16 protein-coding genes and 4 pseudogenes are annotated in these 18,752 nt (G+C 73.5%); 18 read left to right on the top strand and 2 right to left on the bottom strand.

The features are described 5' to 3' along the window. The first annotated feature begins 100 nt into the window (after positions 1-100). The 5 genes and pseudogenes from ACQ86J_RS04665 (at position 101) to ACQ86J_RS04645 (ending at position 4,301) form a co-directional block, all read left to right on the top strand. Positions 101-580, top strand: a complete 480-nt coding sequence (locus tag ACQ86J_RS04665; RefSeq protein ID WP_431270207.1) for a 5-formyltetrahydrofolate cyclo-ligase — start codon at positions 101-103, stop codon at positions 578-580. A 137-nt stretch (positions 581-717) separates the two neighbouring features. Beyond that, positions 718-2,007 (top strand): hypothetical protein, encoded by a 1,290-nt coding sequence (locus ACQ86J_RS04660; protein WP_431270206.1) that lies wholly within the window; start codon positions 718-720, stop codon positions 2,005-2,007. A 454-nt stretch (positions 2,008-2,461) separates the two neighbouring features. Further along, positions 2,462-3,100: a hypothetical protein gene (locus ACQ86J_RS04655; protein ID WP_431270205.1), complete on the top strand. Its 639-nt coding sequence runs from the start codon at positions 2,462-2,464 to the stop codon at positions 3,098-3,100. A 45-nt stretch (positions 3,101-3,145) separates the two neighbouring features. Then, positions 3,146-3,965: pseudogene (locus ACQ86J_RS04650) on the top strand (TIGR00282 family metallophosphoesterase). A 120-nt stretch (positions 3,966-4,085) separates the two neighbouring features. Further along, positions 4,086-4,301: a hypothetical protein gene (locus ACQ86J_RS04645; RefSeq protein WP_431270204.1), complete on the top strand. Its 216-nt coding sequence runs from the start codon at positions 4,086-4,088 to the stop codon at positions 4,299-4,301. A gap of 207 nt (positions 4,302-4,508) precedes the next feature. Here the strand turns inward: ACQ86J_RS04645 and ACQ86J_RS04640 are convergent, their stop codons facing one another. Beyond that, positions 4,509-5,030 (bottom strand): Cache 3/Cache 2 fusion domain-containing protein, encoded by a 522-nt coding sequence (locus tag ACQ86J_RS04640; protein WP_431270203.1) that lies wholly within the window; start codon positions 5,028-5,030, stop codon positions 4,509-4,511. 393 nt (positions 5,031-5,423) lie between these two features. Next, positions 5,424-6,053, bottom strand: coding sequence for a pyridoxamine 5'-phosphate oxidase family protein (locus ACQ86J_RS04635; RefSeq protein ID WP_431270202.1), 630 nt, complete (start codon positions 6,051-6,053; stop codon positions 5,424-5,426). 115 nt (positions 6,054-6,168) lie between these two features. On the opposite strand from ACQ86J_RS04635, the gene ACQ86J_RS04630 reads away from it, so the two are divergent. The 13 genes and pseudogenes from ACQ86J_RS04630 to ftsH all read left to right on the top strand — a co-directional run bounded on the left by ACQ86J_RS04630 (position 6,169) and on the right by ftsH (position 18,698). Next, positions 6,169-6,918 (top strand): YebC/PmpR family DNA-binding transcriptional regulator, encoded by a 750-nt coding sequence (locus ACQ86J_RS04630; protein WP_431270201.1) that lies wholly within the window; start codon positions 6,169-6,171, stop codon positions 6,916-6,918. A gap of 55 nt (positions 6,919-6,973) precedes the next feature. Beyond that, positions 6,974-7,489: a crossover junction endodeoxyribonuclease RuvC gene (ruvC, locus tag ACQ86J_RS04625; protein ID WP_431270200.1), complete on the top strand. Its 516-nt coding sequence runs from the start codon at positions 6,974-6,976 to the stop codon at positions 7,487-7,489. Positions 7,490-7,547: 58 nt separating this feature from the next. After that, entirely contained in the window at positions 7,548-8,171 is a 624-nt protein-coding gene (gene ruvA / locus ACQ86J_RS04620) for a Holliday junction branch migration protein RuvA (protein WP_431270199.1), read from the top strand. Positions 8,172-8,221: 50 nt separating this feature from the next. Next, a pseudogene (gene ruvB, locus ACQ86J_RS04615) lies at positions 8,222-9,242 on the top strand (Holliday junction branch migration DNA helicase RuvB). Between the two features lie 187 nt (positions 9,243-9,429). Next, entirely contained in the window at positions 9,430-9,708 is a 279-nt protein-coding gene (locus ACQ86J_RS04610) for an acyl-CoA thioesterase (RefSeq protein ID WP_431270198.1), read from the top strand. A gap of 48 nt (positions 9,709-9,756) precedes the next feature. Continuing rightward, entirely contained in the window at positions 9,757-10,512 is a 756-nt protein-coding gene (tolQ, locus tag ACQ86J_RS04605) for a protein TolQ (RefSeq protein WP_431270197.1), read from the top strand. A gap of 4 nt (positions 10,513-10,516) precedes the next feature. Further along, positions 10,517-11,056: a protein TolR gene (tolR, locus tag ACQ86J_RS04600; protein ID WP_431270196.1), complete on the top strand. Its 540-nt coding sequence runs from the start codon at positions 10,517-10,519 to the stop codon at positions 11,054-11,056. Between the two features lie 79 nt (positions 11,057-11,135). Next, positions 11,136-12,236 (top strand): hypothetical protein, encoded by a 1,101-nt coding sequence (locus ACQ86J_RS04595; RefSeq protein WP_431270195.1) that lies wholly within the window; start codon positions 11,136-11,138, stop codon positions 12,234-12,236. A gap of 71 nt (positions 12,237-12,307) precedes the next feature. Further along, positions 12,308-13,666, top strand: a complete 1,359-nt coding sequence (gene tolB, locus ACQ86J_RS04590; protein ID WP_431270194.1) for a Tol-Pal system beta propeller repeat protein TolB — start codon at positions 12,308-12,310, stop codon at positions 13,664-13,666. Between the two features lie 171 nt (positions 13,667-13,837). After that, complete coding sequence (gene pal / locus ACQ86J_RS04585; RefSeq protein WP_431272292.1) at positions 13,838-14,314, top strand: peptidoglycan-associated lipoprotein Pal; 477 nt, start codon at positions 13,838-13,840, stop codon at positions 14,312-14,314. A 190-nt stretch (positions 14,315-14,504) separates the two neighbouring features. Further along, positions 14,505-15,377: a tetratricopeptide repeat protein gene (locus ACQ86J_RS04580; RefSeq protein ID WP_431270193.1), complete on the top strand. Its 873-nt coding sequence runs from the start codon at positions 14,505-14,507 to the stop codon at positions 15,375-15,377. An 11-nt stretch (positions 15,378-15,388) separates the two neighbouring features. After that, positions 15,389-16,575: pseudogene (gene tilS, locus ACQ86J_RS04575) on the top strand (tRNA lysidine(34) synthetase TilS). 198 nt (positions 16,576-16,773) lie between these two features. Then, a pseudogene (ftsH, locus tag ACQ86J_RS04570) lies at positions 16,774-18,698 on the top strand (ATP-dependent zinc metalloprotease FtsH). Positions 18,699-18,752 lie beyond the last annotated feature (54 nt).

Here is an 18,752-nt window from a genome sequence, read left to right as displayed (position 1 = left end):
TGCGACGTCCTGCTGCGCGAGCTGAAGGCCGAGGCGCGCGCCGCGGCGCTTGCCCGGCGGGAGGGCTGCGACCCGGCGCTCGGCGCCCGGCTTGCCGAGCATGTCCTCGCCGCATTCCCGCCGCCGCCCGGCGCCGTCGTCGCCGGCTTCTGGCCGATGGGCCGGGAGATCGACATCCGCCCGCTGCTGCTGGCGCCTCGCCGGGCGTGGCCACCCCATCGCCCTGCCGGTGACGCCCAAGCGCGGCCTGCCGCTCGCCTTCCGCCAGTGGCGGCCGGGCGAGGCGCTCGGCCACGGGCCGATGGGCACGCGGCAGCCCGACTCCGGCGCGGCGCTGCGCCCCGACTGGCTGCTGGTGCCGCTGCTGGCCTTCGACCGGGCCGGGCGGCGGCTCGGCTATGGCGGCGGCTACTACGACCGCACCCTGGCCGGCCTGCCGGGCGCCGTGGCGGTCGGCTGCGCCTATGCCGCGCAGGAACTTCCCGAGGTGCCGGCCGGGCCTGAGGATTGGCGGCTGGATGCCGTGGCGACCGAGGCGGGGGTGAGCCGCATCGACCCGGGCGCGCAAACCTCCCGATGATTTGACAGGTCGGGGGATTCCGGGCTTTCCCTCCCGCCCCGCCGCAAGGGTCCCCGAGGGTGATGTCGTCTGGCGCCGCGTCGCTTCCCCGCCGGCCGCGCTGGCTGCTGGCGCTGGTCCTGCCCCTGCTCCTGCCGTTGTCCGCGCCCGTGCGGGCCGCGCCGCCGGACCCGCCGGCCGAGGTGGCGCTCGCCGACGCCCTGGCAGTGACGCTGCCCGCCGCCTGGCGGCTGCTGGAGGCACGGCTGGAGGCCCAGGCCGATCTCGGCAGCCCCGCCGCGCCCGAGATCCGCAGCCGGCTCTCCGCCACCCTGGCGCTGGCCGCGCCGACCTACGAGCCGGCCGGGCGCGAGGGCGCCGTCACCCTGGTCCGTCCGGTGGCACCTGAGGGCCATGTCCGCCGCGTCCGGGTCCAGGCCGTCTCCACCCTGCGCGAGGGTGGCTGGGAGACCCGCCTGGCGGTCGACCCGCCCGAGGCGCTGGAGCCGCCCGGTATCCCGGCCGAAACCATTCCCGGCCGGCTGGTCGAGCTCGGCTCGGAGGCCGAGCGGCAATGGCGTGCGGCGCGCGAGGTCGAGGCCGCGGCGCGCCAGGGCGCGGCGCTGGCGGAGCAGCGCCGCGCCGCGGCCCTGGCGGCCGATGCCGCCGAGGCGCGCCGGCGCGAGGCGGAGGCCGATGCCCTGGCCGCCGCCCGCCGCGCCGCCGCCGCCCGCGCCCTGCTGGACCAGGCCGGCCGGGCCGAGGCGATGCGGGCGCTGGCGGAGACCGAACGCCTGGCCGAGGCGCGCCGTGCCGCGGCCGAGGCGCTGGAGGCGGCGACGCGGCGCGAGGCCGCCGCCCGCACCGCGGCGCAGCGCGTGGCGATCGAGGAGCGGATGCGCCAGCTCGCCAGAGCTCCGCGCCCGGTTCGGCGGCGACCGCAATGCCCGGCTCGCCGCCTTCGACCAGGCGATGCGGAGCGAGGACCCGGCGATCCGGGCCCTGGGCTTCGAGGCGGCGCTGGCCTCGCAGGATGCGGCCGCGACCGGTCTCGCCCTGCGGCTGACCCTGCTGCAGAAGCGCGAGTTGCAGGTCGTGACCTTCGCCCCGGCCGTCACCGCTCCCGGGCAGACCGATGCGCAGGAGGTCGCGGCCTCGGTCGCCGGCTTCACCCTGCTGCTGCGCGAGGTGAACCCGGCGACCGGGCAGTTCGCCGGCACCGCCCGGCTCGGCGGCAGCGAGGCGGCGGTGACCGGCAGCCTCGGGCGCAGCGAGATGACGGCGGCGCTGCGGCCGCTGGAGAAGGGCATCCCCTGCTGGTCGGCGGCGTGGCGCAGCAGGGCTGCAGCCTGATGCTGCGGCTGAGCGAGGTGCAGACGCTGGACGGGATCTTCGGCTGCACCGCGAAGGAGACGCCGCGGCTCGTGGCGCGGGTGGCGCTCGACTGATGCGCCGGCGCCGCTGGGCCGCGCTGCTGCTCGCGCTGCTGACGCCGCTGCCGGCTGCGGCGGCGAGCCCCGAGCCGCGCCGGGCCGCGGCGCGTCCCGCAACCCGCCCGGCCGCCGCACCGGTCATTGCCGCCCGGCCCGCGCCGCCGGCCCGCGCCTGGCCTCGCCCCGGCCGTTTCCCCCTGCCAGCCTGCCCGCCGCTGCTCTCGGCGATCCCGGAGGGCATCCAGGCCTGCCGCTGCGTGCCGGGCGCGATCGGCCAGGCCGCGGTGCTCGGGGCCGGCCCCTATGCCGGCGGCGCCGCGACCTGTCGGGCCGGGATCCATGCCGGGGCGATCGGCCCGCGCGGCGGCGACCTGGTGATCCGCGTCCTGCCACTGCCAGGGAGGCGCCGGGCGGCGTCCGCAACGGCATCATCGCCCAGCCCGGCCGGCTCGACGGCCGCGGCTATGCGGTGCTGCCGGGCACGCCGGGGCAGCTCGACTGGTCCCGGCGCCTGGCCCAGGCGCTGGCCGCGCCCAACCCGCCGCCGCCGCGCCTGCCGGGCCGGGCCGAGGCGCCGGTGCCGCTGCCCCTGCCGCAGGCGGCCGATCTCGGTGGGCTGCTCGACCCCGGCGCCGGGCCGGGGCGGCCTGGTCTCGGCCTGCTGGCGCCGCCGGTGCTGATGCCGGCGCTCTGGCGCAGCCCGACCCGCCCGGCGGACCAGGCCGCGCCGACGCCGCCCGCCGCGGCCGGCCCCTGGCCGGCGCCGGCACCGCCCGGCCCGGTCGGCGGCGCGGCCCAGGCGCTGGGGCCGGTGCGGCTGATGGTCGCCGGAGTGGCGCTCGATCTCGCCGATGTCGCGCCGGGGGAGGGGGCCGAGCCGCGGTTGCTGGACGCCTTCCTGGCGAAGCATGGCGGCACCGCCCGCTGCGAGCCGGTCGCCGGCACCGCCCGGCTGCGCTGCCTCTCGGGCGACGGCATCGACCTGGCCGAGGCCGCCCTCTACAATGGCCTGGCCCAGGTGACGCCGGAGGCCTCCGACGCCTACCGCTATGCGGAGCGGGCCGCGCGGGAAGCACGGCGGGGCATCTGGAAGGCCGAGACCCGCTGACCCTGACCCCCAGGTGCCGGCGATCCGGCACGGGAGCAGGCGGGTTTGCGGATACTTTTTCTCGGCGACGTGGTGGGCCGGTCCGGCCGGGATGCGGTGGTGGCCAGCTGCCCGGGCTGCGCGCGGCGCTGCGGACCGACCTGGTCGTGGTGAACGGGGAGAATGCCAGCCACGGCTTCGGCCTGGCGCCCGACATGGCGCGGGCGATGCTCGGCGCCGGGGCGGACGTGATCACCCTCGGCAACCATGCCTGGGACCGCAAGGAGCTCATCCCCTTCCTCGAGCAGGAGCCCCGCGTCATCCGGCCGGCGATTTCCCGCCCGGCACGCCCGGCCGCGGTGCCGTGGTGGTCGATGTTCCGGGCAACCGGCGCGCCCTGGTGGTCAACGTCATGGGCCGGCTCTTCATGGATGCGCTCGACGATCCCTTCCGCGCGGTGCAGGCCGAGGTGCAGAAGCATCGCCTCGGCGCCGGCGGCACCATCCAGGCCAGCGTGATCGACGTGCATGCCGAGGCAAGCTCGGAGAAGGCCGCCTTCGGCCACAGCTTCGACGGGCTGGTGAGCCTGGTGGTCGGCACCCATACCCATACGCCCACCGCCGACCACCAGATCCTGGCCGGCGGCACCGCCTACCAGACCGATGCCGGCATGTGCGGCGACTATGACAGCGTGATCGGCATGCAGAAGGGCGGCGCCGCGCTGCGCTTCTGGCGCAAGATGCCGGGCGAGAAGCTGGCCCCGGCCGAGGGAGCGGCGACGCTCTGCGGGATCTTCGTCGAGACCGACGATGCCACCGGCCTGGCGCTGCGGGCCGAGCCGCTGCGCCAGGGCGGGCGGCTGTCGCAATCCATGCCTGCGGTTTAGGCGGGCGCGCACCTGCAACCCTGAATAATCGGGTTACAGTTTCCCACACTCAAGCGTTTGTCATCGCAGCCGGATGCCCGGCTTGGGCACAATCCCAGCTCGCAGAGTGGGGAGAGCGCCATGCGGCGCCCGGAACGTCTTCCATTTGTGCCAGGCGCCTCCGTGCTCGGCGGCGCCGCCGGCGGCTTGAGCTACGAGGGGCTGATGCGTGACGCCATGGCGGCGGAGGAACGCAGCCGGCGGCACGAGGCCGGGCATAGCCTCGGCCTGCCGCGGGTGCAGGTGCAGCGGCCGGAAAGCGCCAAGGCCGAGCAGGCACGGGTCGCCGGGCGGTAGGGCAGGCGCCGCCGGCCGGGAAGGACGATGGCGGCTTCGTCGTGTCTCGGCTTGGAAACCGGCAAGCCGAAGCCGCCTGTGCTGGACGCTGAACCCCCGGCCACCACTGTCCGCGTGGGCGACGTATTCTCCACGCAGGGTCCTGGTCCCTTAAAGGTAGAACCTGACAGTCTGGACAGACCCTGCGCCTGAATAGAAAGTAAGGCCCTAGTTCTTCAGGTAGCCGACGTAGTAGGCGCCGATCACGCCATTGCCGGAACCGCGTATTGGCTCGTAGCCCGTGACGTAGGGCCGGCCCAGGATATCGGCCTCACCAAAATAGGGCTTGCCTTTCGACATGGCTGCGAAGGCCTTTCCCTTCGGATCGAGGACAGTCCCGATCGCCCGTGCGCCGTCATCCTTCTTGACGTTCGTCGCGACACGGACGAAGTCCTCTCCACTCCTGACGAATATCGTCGCAGTCCCTCCTCGCTCCTTCTGCACGTCGTCCACCAATTGGAAGTTGTTGTTCATCTTGGTGGAGCCAAAATACAAGGCGGGGACAGTCCTGCCCCCTGTAGTCTCCTCCCCTTTGATGACGGGTTGCCCCAGCTCGGCGGCCTTCGACTTCAGAAGCTGCATCGCGGCCTGCACATCATCGGCGGGACCAGCGGTTGCCCTGACGGCGGGCTGAACCGCAAGGCCAGCAAGGAAAGCGATCGGCAGCAATGCGAGCATGCGCTTCTTCATCGTTACCTCCCTTTGGCCTCGGATGCGCCAGGCGTGAAGACTTGCGAGCGAGGAGGCCGAGACTTCGCTTTTGTACGCAGCAGCGGCATCGGGGCTGTAGACCGACGAAAGCTTCTCTGCGACAGCGCCGTATGCGGCGCGGTGGAGAGCCCCGAGGCGGGAGGATTGTAGCTGGATTAGTTCTGAATTGCACCTCTCAAAATCCGGCCTGCGTCCTTGTGAGGCCGCATGAGGCCGCGCTGCTCCGCACGCGGGCTGGGTGAGGGTGCTGTCGGAGGCAAGAAGGCGCGGCGGGCCGCGGTGCCGGATGCGGCGCCGCGTCTTCGTGTCAGAACCGGATTTCAGGCGAAGGCACTGCAGGCGGCTTGGGGAGAAGGCGCTCCCTTGGCTTCCCTAGTACATCGTGTCGAGCAAGCGCTGCGGCGCCTCGGCATCGTAGCTCCCCGGCTCGATCAGCCCGCCGGTATGGGCGGCGATCATCTCGCCCATGCTCGGCACCGCCGCCGGCCGCGCCCGCCCGCCCCAGAGCTTCGAGCGCATGACCGCCTTGGCACATTGCATGTAGATCTCGCCGACGGTCACCAGCACCACGGTCGCCGGCTGCTTGCCCTGGAACTCGAAGCGGGCGCGCAGCGCCGGGTCGGTGGTGATCCGGGCGGTGCCGTTGACCCGCAGCGCCTCGCCCGCCCCGGGGACCAGGAAGAGCAGCGCCACGGCCGGGTTGGCGACGATGTCGCGCAGCGCGTCCAGCCGGTTGTTGCCGCGCCGGTCGGGCAGCGCCAGCGTCCGGTCGTCGAGCGGGACGATGAAGCCCGGGTCGTCGCCCCGCGGCGTCGCATGCACCCCCTGCGGCCCCGAGGTCGCCAGGATGGCGAAGGGAGAGGCGGCGATGAAGGCCAGCGTCCGCGCCTCCAGCCGGTGGGTCACCTTCTTCAGCACCAGTTCGCGCGGCGTGTCGTAGAGCGCCAGGAGCTGGTCGAGGCTGGTGACCGCGAAGGGGTCGGCGGGCAGGTTTGCGTCCATGGAACGGAAGGCTGGACCAGCCCGGGGACCGGCGGCAAGGCCCAAGGTGGCGCCCGCCGCCGCTGGCCGCTATAAGCCCGGCTCAACCGCAATCCGATTCTGCCGGAGCCATGCCATGGCGGGCCATTCGCACGCCAAGAACATCATGCACCGCAAGGCGGCCCAGGGCGCCAAGAAGGCCCAGGCCTTCGGCAAGCTGATCCGCGAGATCTCGGTCTCCGCCAAGCAGGGCCTGCCCGACCCGGCGATGAACCCGCGGCTGCGCGCCGCGGTGAAGGCCGCGCTCGTCGCCAACATGACGCGCGACACCATCGACCGTGCCATCAAGCGCGCCGCCATGGCCGGCCAGGGCGAGGACTACCAGGAGGTCCGCTACGAGGGCTATGGCCCCTACGGTGTCGCGGTGATCGTCGAGGCGCTGACCGACAACCGCAACCGCACCGCGGGCGACGTGCGCAGCGCCTTCGCCAAGGCCGGCGGCGCGCTCGGCGAGACCAACTCGGTCTCCTTCCAGTTCGAGCGGAAGGGCGTGCTCTGGTTCCCCGGCCAGCCGGAGAAGGCCGAGGCGATGCTGGAGGCGGCGATCGAGGCCGGCGCGCTCGATGTCGAATCCGACGCGGAGGGTCACGAGGTCACCTGCGCGCCGGAGGATTTCTTCGCCGTCCGCGACGCGCTCGAGGCCAGCTTCGGCAGCCCGGAGAGCGCCAAGGTGGAATGGGTGCCGAATGTCCGCATCGACCTCGATGAGGACAAGGCGCGCGACATCCTCAAGCTGATCGAACGGCTGGACGAGAGCGACGACGTGCAGAACGTCTATGCCAATTTCGAGGTCTCGGACGCGGTCTCGGAGCGACTCTCGGCCTGAGGCGGTCCGCAGAGCATCGCTGCGAATCGGCGGGCGAAGGGTGTATCGGGGCGCCATGCACAACAGCGTCCGCCTCCTCGGCCTCGACCCCGGCCTGCAGCATACCGGCTGGGGGCTGGTGGAAAGCGCCGGCAGCCGGCTGCGGCATCTCGGCGACGGGGTGATCTCGACCGATGCCGACCTGCCCCTGGCGGAGCGGCTCTCCGTCATCTATCGCGGCCTAGTCGCGCTGATCGCGCAATGGCAGCCGGACGAGGCGGCGGTCGAGCATACCTATGTCAACAAGAACCCGGGCGCCGCGCTGAAGCTCGGCCAGGCGCGCGGCGTGGTGCTGCTCGCCCCGGCGCTCGCCGGCCTCAAGGTCGCGGAATACCAGGCGATGGAGGTGAAGCGCGCCGTGGTCGGCACGGGCCATGCCGAGAAGCCGCAGGTCGAGGCCATGGTCCGCCGCCTGCTGCCGGGCGCCACCATCCGCCGCGCCGATGCGGCCGACGCGCTGGCGGTCGCCATCTGCCACGCGCATCACCGCGGCACCAGGCTGGCCTTCGCCAAGGGATACGCGCCGGCATGAGCGTCCTGCCGATCCAGCCCCTCGCGCCCTGCGGGCGCTCCGGCCAGCGGAGGGCGGCATGATCGGGATGCTGACAGGCCGCTTCGTCGCCGCCGAGGACGGCGGCTGCATCCTCGACGTCAACGGCGTCGGCTACCTGCTGGCCTGCTCGGCCCGCACGCTCGACCGGCTGCGCGCCGCCGAGGGCGCCGTCCGGGTGCTGGTCGAGACCCAGGTTCGGCAGGACGCCATCGTGCTGAACGGCTTCGCCGACGCCGCCGAGCGCGAGGCCTTCCGCGCCCTGGTCGAGGTCAAGACGGTCGGCGCGCAGAAGGCGCTGGTGGTGCTCTCCGGCCTCTCGGTCGACGAGCTGGCCCAGGCCATCGCCTTCAAGGACCGCAAGCGGCTGGCCGCCATCAAGGGCCTCGGCGCCGCCACCGCCAACCGGATCATCGACGAGCCGGCGATGCAGAAATGGGCGGTCGGCCGGCCGACGCCGGAGGCCGACGGCGCCGGCGCCACGGTGTCCGGCATCGCCCTGGCGCCGCCGGGGGCGGAGGCGGATGCGGTCTCCGCCCTCATCAACCTCGGCTGGAAGCGGCCCGAGGCGCAGGCGGCGGTGAAGCGGGCCAAGGCGCGGCTCGGCGAGGAAGCGGGTCTCGAGGGCCTGATCCGCGACAGCCTGAAGGAACTGGCAAGGTGAGCGGGCGAAAGGGCAAGGCACCGCCACCCGAGGCGGCCGAGGACGACCGCATCACCACACCCATCCGCACCGAGGAGGACGCCGCCGAGGCGACGCTCCGCCCGCAGGTCCTGGCCGACTTCACGGGACAGCAGGCGTTGCGGGAGAACCTCGCGGTCTTCATCCAGGCTGCCCGCGGCCGCGGGGAAGCGCTGGACCACGTCCTGCTCCATGGGCCCCCCGGCCTCGGCAAGACCACGCTCGCCCAGATCGTGGCGCGCGAGCTCGGCGTCGGCTTCCGCGCGACCAGCGGGCCCATCCTGCAGCGGGCCGGCGACCTCGCCGCCATCCTGACCAACCTGCAGCCGCGCGACGTGCTCTTCGTCGACGAGATCCACCGCCTGCAGCCGGCGCTGGAGGAGACCCTCTATCCCGCGATGGAGGATTTCCAGCTCGACCTCATCATTGGCGAGGGGCCGGCGGCGCGGACCGTGCGGATCGACCTGCCGCCCTTCACACTGGTCGGCGCCACGACCCGCGCCGGGCTTCTGGCGACGCCGCTGCGCGACCGCTTCGGCATCCCGCTGCGGCTGCAATTCTACACGCCGGAGGAGCTTGCTGCGGATCGTGACGCGCGGCGCGCAGAAGCTCGGCTTTGCCCTTTCCGAGGACGGCGCCTGGGAGATCGCCCGGCGCTCGCGCGGCACGCCGCGCATCGCCGGCCGCCTGCTGCGCCGGGTCCGCGACTTCGCCAGCGTCGCCGGCATCCCGGCCGACCGCGGCATGGTGGACGGCGCGCTGAACCGGCTCGAGGTCGACAGCAAGGGGCTGGATGCGATGGACCGCCGCTACCTGCGGCGGATCGCCGAGCACCACAATGGCGGCCCGGTCGGTGTCGAGACGCTTGCCGCGGCGCTGGCCGAGGCGCGCGACACGCTGGAGGACGTCATCGAGCCCTACCTGATCCAGGAGGGAATGGTGCTGCGGACGCCGCGCGGGCGGATGCTGGGCCTGCCGGGCTGGACGCATCTCGGCCTCAGCCCGCCGGCCGGCCTGGCGATCCAGCCCGACCTGCTGGCCGGGGAGCCGTGAAGGTCGCGCCCGACGCTCCCGCGCATCAGTGGCCGCTGCGAGTCTATTTCGAGGACACCGATGCCGGCGGCATGGCCTACCACGCGAGATTACCTGCGCTGGGCCGAACGCGCCCGGACGGAATCCTTGCGCGCCATGGGCTTGCCGCATCAGATGCTCATGGAAGATCACTGATCCGATACTCGTGGTGCGGCGCATCGAAGTGGAGTATTGGCGCCCGGCAAGGCTGGATGACGCGGTCGTGGTTGAAACCAGGGTCGTTGCCGTCCGCGGGGTCACCATCGTGCTCGACCAGCGCGTGGTGCCCGGCGAGGGCGGGGCGGGACAGGAGCCCTTGGCGGCGCTGCGGGTGGAACTGGCCTGCATCGACCGCCAGGGCCTGCGGCCGAAGCGGATACCGGAGCCCTGGCGCTCCGCGCTCGACGCCCAGGCGGCCCAAGGGGCCGGTAGGCGCAGTTCGGACTAGACGTGCGGCCGGTTGGCAACCGGCCGCGGGACAGGATGGAGTGGTGCGGTGGGTGGCAGCGTGACGGCGACGGATCTGGGCGGGGCGGTGCACGACCTGTCGCTCTGGGGCCTCTTCCTCCAGGCCGATTGGGTGGTGAAGCTGGTCATGCTCGGCCTGCTCTTCGCCAGCGTCTGGGTCTGGGCCATCGTCTTCGAGAAGGTCACCAGCATCCGCCGCGCCAACAAGGCGGCCGACGCCTTCGAGGACGCCTTCTGGTCGGGCGGCAGCCTCGACGACCTGTTCAGGAAGGAAGGCGACCGGCCGTCGCACCCGATGGCCGCGGTCTTCGTCTCGGCCATGCGCGAGTGGCGCCGCGGCGCCCAGCGCCTGGGCGGCTCGGACCTCGTCGCCGCGGGGCTGAAGGAGCGGATCGACCGCACCATGGCGGTCACCGTGCAGCGGGAGATGGAGCGGCTCGAGCGCTGGATGATCTTCCTCGCCTCGGTCGGCTCGGTCGCGCCCTTCATCGGCCTGTTCGGCACGGTCTGGGGCATCATGAACTCCTTCGCCGCCATCGCCGGCATGCAGAACACCAACCTGGCCGTGGTCGCGCCCGGCATCGCCGAGGCGCTCTTCGCCACCGCGATCGGCCTGGTCGCCGCCATCCCGGCGGTGCTCGCCTACAACAAGATCAGCTCCGACCTCGCCCGCTTCGCCAGCCGGATGGAGGGCTTCGCCTCCGAGTTCGGCGCCATCCTGTCGCGGCAGACCGAGACCGCGGTGGCCGAGACCGGCCGCGCCGCGGCGCCGGTCGCGGAGTAGGCAGGTGGCCGTCTCCCTCAACAACGGCCGCGGCGGCCGCGGCCGCTACCGGCCGATGGCCGAGATCAACGTCACGCCGATGGTCGACGTGATGCTGGTCCTGCTGATCATCTTCATGGTCGCGGCGCCGCTGATGACGGTGGGCGTGCCGGTCGACCTGCCGAAGACCAATGCCAGCCAGCTCAACCAGGACAACGAGCCCATCACCATCACGGTGAACCCCGAGGGCAAGATCTTCCTGCAGGAGACCGAGGTGCCGATCGAGGGCCTGGTCGCCCAGCTGCAGGCGATCGGCCGCGAGCAGCCGGCCGGCGCGCCCGAGCGGCGCATCTTCGTCCGCGGCGACAAGGCCATCTCCTATGGCCGGGTCATGGAGGTGATGGGCACGATCAGCGCCGGCGGCTTCAGCAAGGTGGCGCTGCTCGCCGAGCAGCCCGCCGGCCGCCCCCGCGGCCGTGCCCACCGCAAGGCCCGGCGGCGCCCCCCGCCGCCCCGGCCGGCCCAGCCGCCGCAGGCCCCGCGCCCCGCGGCGCCGCGCAACTAGGCGACGCGCGCCGGCGGCCGGCTGGCCGCCGGCACGGACGATGATGTGACGAACGGGACGTGGCGCCGGGGGCGCGGTGATGCAGCCGAGGGGAATGCGGTTCTGGGGGCTGGTCTCGGTGGCGGCGCATGTCGCGCTGCTGCTGCTTGGCCTGATCTTCGGCCTGCCGAAGCGGCTGGAGGAGCCGGAGGAGGCGATCGCCGTCGAGATCGTCGCCGCGCCGCAGGTGGCGCAGGGCGAGCGGCCGGCGCCGGTCGCCGGTCCGCCCAACGTGACCCAGCCGGCGAAGCCGGAGCCGCCGGGCGAGAAGCAGGTGGCGGAAAACATCCCGAGCCCGCCGCCCCCGCCGCCACCACCACCCCCGGCGCCCGCCCCGGCGCCGGCGCCGCAGCAGGCGCAGCCGAAGCCGGCCCCGCCACCGCCCGAGCCGACCCCGGCCCCGCCGCGCCCGCCGCAGCCGGTGGCCGAGGCGAAGCCGCGCCCCGAGCCGCCGCCCGAGATCGCGCCGAGCGCGCTGCCCCTGCCGCCGCCGCCGCCCGCCCCGGCGCCGCCGGCGCCGAAGCCGCCGCCGCAGCAGCAGGTGGCCGAGGCGAAGCCGGAGAAGCCCGCGCCGGCCGCGACGCCGGCCAAGCCGGACCCGGCGCCGCCGCGCCCGCCGAGCCCGGTGCCGCCGCCGCCGACCCCGGCCAAGGAGGCCGGCACCGGCCGGACGCCGCCGGTGCAGAAGCCGCAGGTGGACAGCAAGTCCGTGCTCAACACCATGGACCGCATGCTGCAGGCGGCGCAGCAGAACCGGCCGCCGACCGGCCGGCCGAGCGCGCCGGCGGGCAGCCCGCAGCAGGGCGGCGGGTCGCCCTCCGGCACCGCGGCGCTGAATGCCGGGGAGAAGGCCGGCCTCGCCGACAAGATCAGCGAGTGCTGGTCGGTCGATGGCGGCGGCATGGGCGTGCGCGACATCGTCGTCAGCCTGCGGGTGGACGTCGATGCCGGCGGCACGGTGCGCAACGTCCGCGCCGATGGCGCGCCGCCGAGCGAGCCGCGCGCGCGCTCGGTCTACGAGGCGGCGCGGCGTGCGCTGCTGGATCCCAAGTGCAACCCGCTGCCGCTGCCGAAGGACCGGCTGGCGGCGCTGCGGGAGACCGTGTTCCGCTTCAACCCGCGCGACCTCGGCCTGCGGTGACGCGGCCGCCCCGGGCTTGACCGGGGCCGCCCCGCCGCCAAGCTGCGCGCCACATCGACAGGAGTGATGCCATGACCCCGGACGAGATGGCGATCGAGAGGCTGCTCTCGCGCCGGGCCGCGCTGTTCGGCGGCGCGGCGATCGGCCTGCCGCTGCTGGCCGGGCTGCCGGCGACGGCGCTGGCGCAGAGCTCGGTGGTCGACATCACCAAGGCCCGCACCGATCCGATTCCGATCGCCATCCCGGATTTCGCCGGCGGCGCGGTCGGCCGCGACATCGCCCGCGTGGTGATCAACAACCTGAAGAATCCCGGCCTGTTCCGCCCGGTGGAGCGCGCCGCCTTCATCCAGACGCCGGAAGCCGCCGCGGCGCTGCCGCGCTTCCAGGACTGGCGCGTGATCGGCGCCCAGGCGCTGACCACCGGCCGGGTCGATGCCGGGGCCGACCGCGTGCGCGTCGAATTCCGGCTCTGGGACGTGCTGCCGGAGCAGCAGATCCAGGGCACCGCCTTCACCGCCGCCGCCGGCAACTGGCGCAAGATCGCGCATCTGATCTCGGACGTGATCTACGAGCGCCTGCTGGGCGAGAAGGGCTACTTCGACACCGAGGTCGTCTATGTCGCCGAGAGCGGCCCGCGCGACCGCCGCACCCGGCGCCTGGCGATCATGGACCAGGACGGCGAGAACCACCGCTTCCTGACCGATGGCTCGGCCGCCGCGCTGACGCCGCGCTTCCATCCGAGCGCGCGGCAGATCGCCTTCATGTCCTATGCGCGCGGCGAGCCGAAGGTCTACCTGTTCAACCTGAATGGCGGCAGGCCTGAGCCGCTGGGGAATTTCCCCGGCATGACGCTCTCGCCCCGCTTCAGCCCGGATGGCCGCAGCGTCGTGCTCTCGGCCACGCGCGGGAACGACAGCAACATCTACGTGGTCGATCTCGGCTCGCGGCGGGAGCGCCAGCTCACCTCGGGCGGCGGGCTCGACGTCTCGCCCTGCTTCTCGCCGGATGGCAGCCAGATCGTCTTCAACTCCGACCGCGGCGGCGACCAGCAGCTCTATGTCATGGGCGCCGATGGCGGCGGCATCCGCCGCATCTCCTTCGGCCGCGGGCGCTACGCGACGCCGGTCTGGTCGCCGCGCGGCGACCTGATCGCCTTCACCCGCATCTCCGGCGGGCAGTTCGGCATCGGCGTGATGCGGCCCGACGGCTCGGGCGAGCGCATCCTGACCGAGGGCTGGGGCATGGAAGGCCCGACCTTCGCGCCAAACGGCCGGGTGATGATGTTCTTCCGCGAGACCCAGGCGCGCGACAGCCGCGGCGGCGGCTATTCCTCGCGCCTCGCCTCGATCGACATCGCCGGCTTCAACGAGCGGCAGATCGTGACGCCGACCGATGCCTCCGACCCCGCTTGGTCGCCGCTGCTCTCCTGATGCGGCGGCCCCGGACGGTTCGGTCGCGACAGGGTTGCGCCGCGTCGCCGGGGTTTCGCGACTTTGCCGTGAATGTGTTCGATTTCCTTGACCCTTCCGACCACGGGTTGTAACGCGGCCAAATAATATTCCCGCAGCCGCGCGCTGCCCGATCGGAAGGACCTGAGGATGATGAACACCAAGGTGCTCGGCGCTTTCGCGGCGCTCGCGCTGCTCGCGGCCTGCAGATCGGCGACCGATACCGCCGCCACCGGCACGGGTGCGGCGGCCACCGGCAGCACCATCCGCCCGGGCAGCCAGGAAGACCTGATCGCCACCGCCGGCAGCGACCGCGTCTTCTTCGACACCGATGAGAGCGTGATCCGCGCGGACCAGCGCCCGGTGCTGCAGAAACAGGCCGCCTGGCTCGGCACCAATGCCGGCGTGACGGTGACGATGGAAGGCCATGCCGACGAGCGCGGCACGCGCGAGTACAACCTGGCGCTCGGCCAGCGCCGCGCCAATGCGGCGCGCGACGCGCTGGTCGCGGGCGGAGTCGCCGGCGCGCGCATCGCCACCATCTCCTACGGCAAGGACAAGCCGGCGGCGCTCGGCTCGACCGAGGACGCCTGGGCGCAGAACCGCCGCGCCGTCACCGTCGTCCGCTGAGGACGCCGGCTGCCGACCTGAGGTAGGGACACGGGCTGCAGGCGACCGCTGGCTTTCGGCCCTTGTGTTGCGTGGCGGGCTTCGGTCCGCCGCCGGCTGCCGCTACAAGGCGGAGACCCTGCGGCTTCCTCCGGCGCAGCGGCCGGGGCGGTCCCGGCCGCCCCGCGATGAGCCCGACCGGAGCCCCTCGATGCGACGCGCGCTCGCCGCCCTGATCCTCGCCACGCCGCTCGCCCTGGCCGATGCCGCGCCCGCCCGCGCGCAGGCCGAGAGCCGCGAGGGCATCTACCTGCAGAACCAGATCCTCCAGCTGCGGCAGGAGCTCGACCAGATCCGCCGCGCCGGCGCCGCCGTGGTGGCCCCGGTGCCGCGCGGCGGCAGTGCCGCGCCGCAGGGTGAGCTGGTCGGCGCGCTGCTCGACCGGGTCGCCACGCTGGAGGACGAGACCCGCCGGCTGCGCGGCAGGCTGGAGCAGGCCGAGTTCCAGAACCGCAACCAGGCCCAGCAGCTGGAGAAGCTGCAGGGCGACATCGACTACCGGCTGCAGCAGCTGGAAGGCACCGGCGGCGGTCCGCGGCCGCGGGCCGAGGCGCCCGCCGCCGCGCCGCCCCGGCCCAGCCCGGCCCAGTCGCTGCCGCCGGTCGCCGGGCCCGCCGCTGCGGCGCCCGCCGCCGTCGCACGCCCGCCGGAGAGGGCGCTGTCCGAGGGCCAGGCGGCGCTCGGCCGGCGTGACTTCACCGCCGCCGAGGCCGCGGCGCGCGAGGTGCTGGCGGTGCGCGGCAGCCCGCGCGCCTACGACGCGCGCTTCCTGCTGGCTGATGCCGAATTCGGCCAGCGCAACTGGCAGGATGCCGCGGTCGCCTATGGCGAGGCCTACAAGGCCAATGCGAAGGGTAGCCGGGCGCCTGAGGCGCTGATCGGCTTCGGCACCGCGCTGGCCAACCTGAACCAGAAGCGCGAGGCCTGCGACGCCTTCGCCCTGGTGCAGAGCGAGCATCCGCAGCTGCGTGGGGCGCTGAAGGAGAGGCTGGACGCGGGCCGGCAACGCGCCGGCTGCCGCTGACGGCGCCGCCGATGGGCGCCGCGGCGCCGATGGCGCCGCCGGGGGATGATGAATTCGCGGCGCTTATGGCGCCGCTCGGGCCCTTCGGCCCGGCGCCGCGGCTCGCCGCCGGCGTCTCGGGCGGGCCGCACAGCCTGGCCCTCGCCCTGCTCACCGATCGCTGGGCCCGCGCCCGGGGCGGCGGGCTGCTCGCCTTGGTCGTTGATCACGGGCTGCGGCCCGGCAGCGCGGCCGAGGCGGCGGGCGTCGCCGCCCTGCTGGCGGGCCGCGGCATCGCCGCGCGCATCCTGCCGCTGGGCCTGGCCGGCGGGGCAGGGCTGCAGGAACGCGCCCGCGCCGCCCGCCATGCCGCACTGCTGCGGGCCTGCGGGGCGGCCGGGACGCCCTGGCTGCTGCTCGGCCACCACCGCGCCGACCAGGCGGAGACCCTGCTGTTCCGGGCGCTGCGCGGCAGCGGGTCCGGGGGCTGGCCGGCATGGCCGCGGTGCGGGCGGCGCCCGAGGCGCTGGTGCTACGGCCGCTGCTCGGCATCCCGCCGGGGCGGCTGGAAGCCGTGGTGGCGGCCGCCGGCCTCGCCCCGGTGCGGGACCCGAGCAATGCCGACCCGCGCTTCGCCCGCATCGCGCTGCGCCATGCCCTCGCCGATCCGGCCGGCGGCGGCGCCGGCACCGCGGCGCTGGCCGAGGCGGCCGCGGCCTTCGCCGCCCGCCGGGCGCGGCACGAGGCGGCGGTCGCGGCGCGGCTCGCCGGGGCGGCGCGGCTGTTCCCGTCCGGCCATGCCGAGATCGACCCGGCCGCGCTGGGCGGCGACGCGCTGGCCGATGCGGCGCTCGGCGCGCTGCTGCGGCTGGTCGGGGGGCGGCTTCGCGCCGGCCGCGGCGGCGGTCGCCGCGCTGCGCCGGCGCGGCGGCGGGACGCTGGCCGGCGTCTGGCTGCGGCCGCGCGGTGGGCGGTGGCTGCTGCTGCGGGAGCCGGGCGCGGTGGCGGGACCGGTGGCTGCCCGGCCGGGCGTGGCCTGGGACGGGCGGTTCCGGCTCTCCGCCGCCGGCCGGCCCGGCTGCAGCCTGGGCGCGCTGGGCGCCGAGGCGGCGCGGCTGCGGCGCCTGGCGCCCGGGCTGCCCGCCGCGATTGTTGCGACGCTGCCGGCGATCCGCGACCACGCCGCGCTGGTCGCGGTGCCGATCCTCGGTTATCCTGACCGTCAAAGCTGCGCGGCCTTTCCAATCGTCTTCGCCCCGGGCGCCGGTGACATCGCCGGGGGGCCGATTGGCGGGGTCCTGTTGCCCATTAACTGCCGGGACTCGATCCCTATATCTAAGGTCGGCAGGATCGCGGGCATGACGCCCAAGGGTTCATGGCCCGTTGCGGGGCCGTGGCGGAAACGGGATGTGAATCGGTGAACAATTTCGGCCGCAATCTGGCGCTCTGGGTCATCGTGGCGCTGCTGCTCGTGGCACTCTTCAACCTGTTCCAGCCCAACGGCTCGGCGCAACGGGGCGCACAGCAGGTCGCCTATTCCGACTTCCTGAACGAAGTCGGGGCCGGGCATGTTCGCGACGTTGTGATACAGGGCCGGACCGTCAGCGGCCAGCTCTCGGATGGCCGCACCTTCCAGACCTACACGCCGGAAGACCCCGCCTTGGTCAGCAAGCTGACCGAGAAGGGCGTCCGCGTCGTCGCGCGGCCGGAGGAAAGCGACGTCAACCCGCTGTTCCACTACCTGCTGTCCTGGTTCCCGATGCTGCTGCTGATCGGCGTCTGGGTCTTCTTCATGCGGCAGATGCAGTCGGGTGGCGGCCGGGCCATGGGCTTCGGCAAGTCGAAGGCCAAGCTGCTGACCGAGAAGCAGGGCCGCGTCACCTTCGAGGATGTCGCCGGCATCGAGGAAGCCAAGTCCGAGCTCGAGGAGATCGTCGAGTTCCTGCGCGACCCGCAGAAGTTCCAGCGGCTCGGCGGCAAGATCCCGAAGGGTTGCCTCCTGGTCGGCCCGCCGGGCACCGGCAAGACCCTGCTGGCGCGCTCGATCGCCGGCGAGGCGAACGTGCCCTTCTTCACCATCTCCGGCTCTGACTTCGTCGAGATGTTCGTCGGCGTCGGCGCCTCCCGCGTCCGCGACATGTTCGAGCAGGGCAAGAAGAACGCGCCCTGCATCATCTTCATCGACGAGATCGACGCGGTCGGCCGGCATCGCGGCGCGGGCCTCGGCGGCGGCAATGACGAGCGCGAGCAGACCCTCAACCAGATGCTGGTCGAGATGGACGGCTTCGAGAGCAACGAGGGCGTCATCATCATCGCCGCGACCAACCGGCCGGACGTGCTGGACCCGGCGCTGCTGCGCCCGGGCCGCTTCGACCGCCAGGTGGTGGTGCCGAACCCCGACGTAATGGGCCGGGAGAAGATCCTCCGCGTCCACATGCGGAAGGTGCCGCTGGCCTCGGACGTCGACCCGAAGACCATCGCCCGCGGCACCCCGGCTTCTCCGGCGCCGACCTGGCGAACCTGGTGAACGAGGCGGCGCTGCTGGCCGCCCGCACCGGCCGCCGCACCGTCGGCATGCACGAGTTCGAGGCGGCCAAGGACAAGGTCCTGATGGGCGCGGAGCGGCGTTCGCTGGTGATGTCCGAGGACGAGAAGCGGATGACCGCCTATCACGAGGCCGGCCACGCGCTCTGCGCCATGAAGCTGCCGGAATGCGACCCGGTCCACAAGGCGACGATCATCCCGCGCGGCCGGGCGCTTGGCCTGGTGATGTCGCTGCCGGAAGGCGACCGCTATTCCAAGCACAAGTCGAAGCTGCTGGCCGAGTTGGCCATGGCCATGGGCGGCCGCGTCGCCGAGGAGCTGATCTTCGGCGCCGACAAGGTCTCGAATGGCGCCTCCGGCGACATCAAGATGGCGACCAACCAGACCCGGATGATGGTCACTGAATGGGGCATGTCCGAGAAGCTCGGCATGATCGCCTATGGCGAGAACAGCCAGGAGGTCTTCCTGGGCCATAGCGTCACCCAATCGAAGAACCTGTCGGAGGAGACCGCCCGGCAGATCGACAGCGAGATCCGCCGAATCATCGACGAGGCCTATGCGCGGTCGAAGCAGCTGCTGAGCGAGAACATCGACGAGCTGCACCTGCTGGCCAAGGGGCTGCTGGAGCACGAGACGCTTTCGGGCGACGAGATCCGCCAGATCATCCGCGGCGAGCCGATCGTGCGGAACCGGCCGGACGAGCCGGTGCCGCAGGGCCGCGGCAGCGTGCCGACCAGCGGCCGGGCGCCGCGCCCGACCCCGGGCGGGCTGAATCCGGGTCCGGCGCCGGCGACCTAAGCGTATCGATCGGCCGGGCACGGAGGATTGGTGTGGCGGCTGCGTGCCCGGCCG

The organism is Dankookia sp. P2 (genome assembly GCF_050632255.1).
Taxonomy (GTDB): domain Bacteria; phylum Pseudomonadota; class Alphaproteobacteria; order Acetobacterales; family Acetobacteraceae; genus Paracraurococcus.
This window is presented reverse-complemented; position numbering and strand designations above follow the sequence as displayed.

Excerpts from the sequence above, each read along its gene's own strand:
- ACQ86J_RS04645 (WP_431270204.1), top strand. The coding sequence starts at position 4,086 with ATGCGGCGCCCGGAACGTCTTCCATTTGTGCCAGGCGCCTCCGTGCTC.
- ACQ86J_RS04630 (WP_431270201.1), top strand. The coding sequence starts at position 6,169 with ATGGCGGGCCATTCGCACGCCAAGAACATCATGCACCGCAAGGCGGCC.
- ACQ86J_RS04665 (WP_431270207.1), top strand. The coding sequence starts at position 101 with ATGTCCTCGCCGCATTCCCGCCGCCGCCCGGCGCCGTCGTCGCCGGCT.
- ruvC (WP_431270200.1), top strand. The coding sequence starts at position 6,974 with ATGCACAACAGCGTCCGCCTCCTCGGCCTCGACCCCGGCCTGCAGCAT.
- ACQ86J_RS04640 (WP_431270203.1), bottom strand. The coding sequence starts at position 5,030 with ATGAAGAAGCGCATGCTCGCATTGCTGCCGATCGCTTTCCTTGCTGGC.
- pal (WP_431272292.1), top strand. The coding sequence starts at position 13,838 with ATGAACACCAAGGTGCTCGGCGCTTTCGCGGCGCTCGCGCTGCTCGCG.
- ACQ86J_RS04635 (WP_431270202.1), bottom strand. The coding sequence starts at position 6,053 with ATGGACGCAAACCTGCCCGCCGACCCCTTCGCGGTCACCAGCCTCGAC.
- ruvA (WP_431270199.1), top strand. The coding sequence starts at position 7,548 with ATGATCGGGATGCTGACAGGCCGCTTCGTCGCCGCCGAGGACGGCGGC.
- tolB (WP_431270194.1), top strand. The coding sequence starts at position 12,308 with ATGACCCCGGACGAGATGGCGATCGAGAGGCTGCTCTCGCGCCGGGCC.
- ACQ86J_RS04595 (WP_431270195.1), top strand. The coding sequence starts at position 11,136 with ATGCAGCCGAGGGGAATGCGGTTCTGGGGGCTGGTCTCGGTGGCGGCG.
- ACQ86J_RS04580 (WP_431270193.1), top strand. The coding sequence starts at position 14,505 with ATGCGACGCGCGCTCGCCGCCCTGATCCTCGCCACGCCGCTCGCCCTG.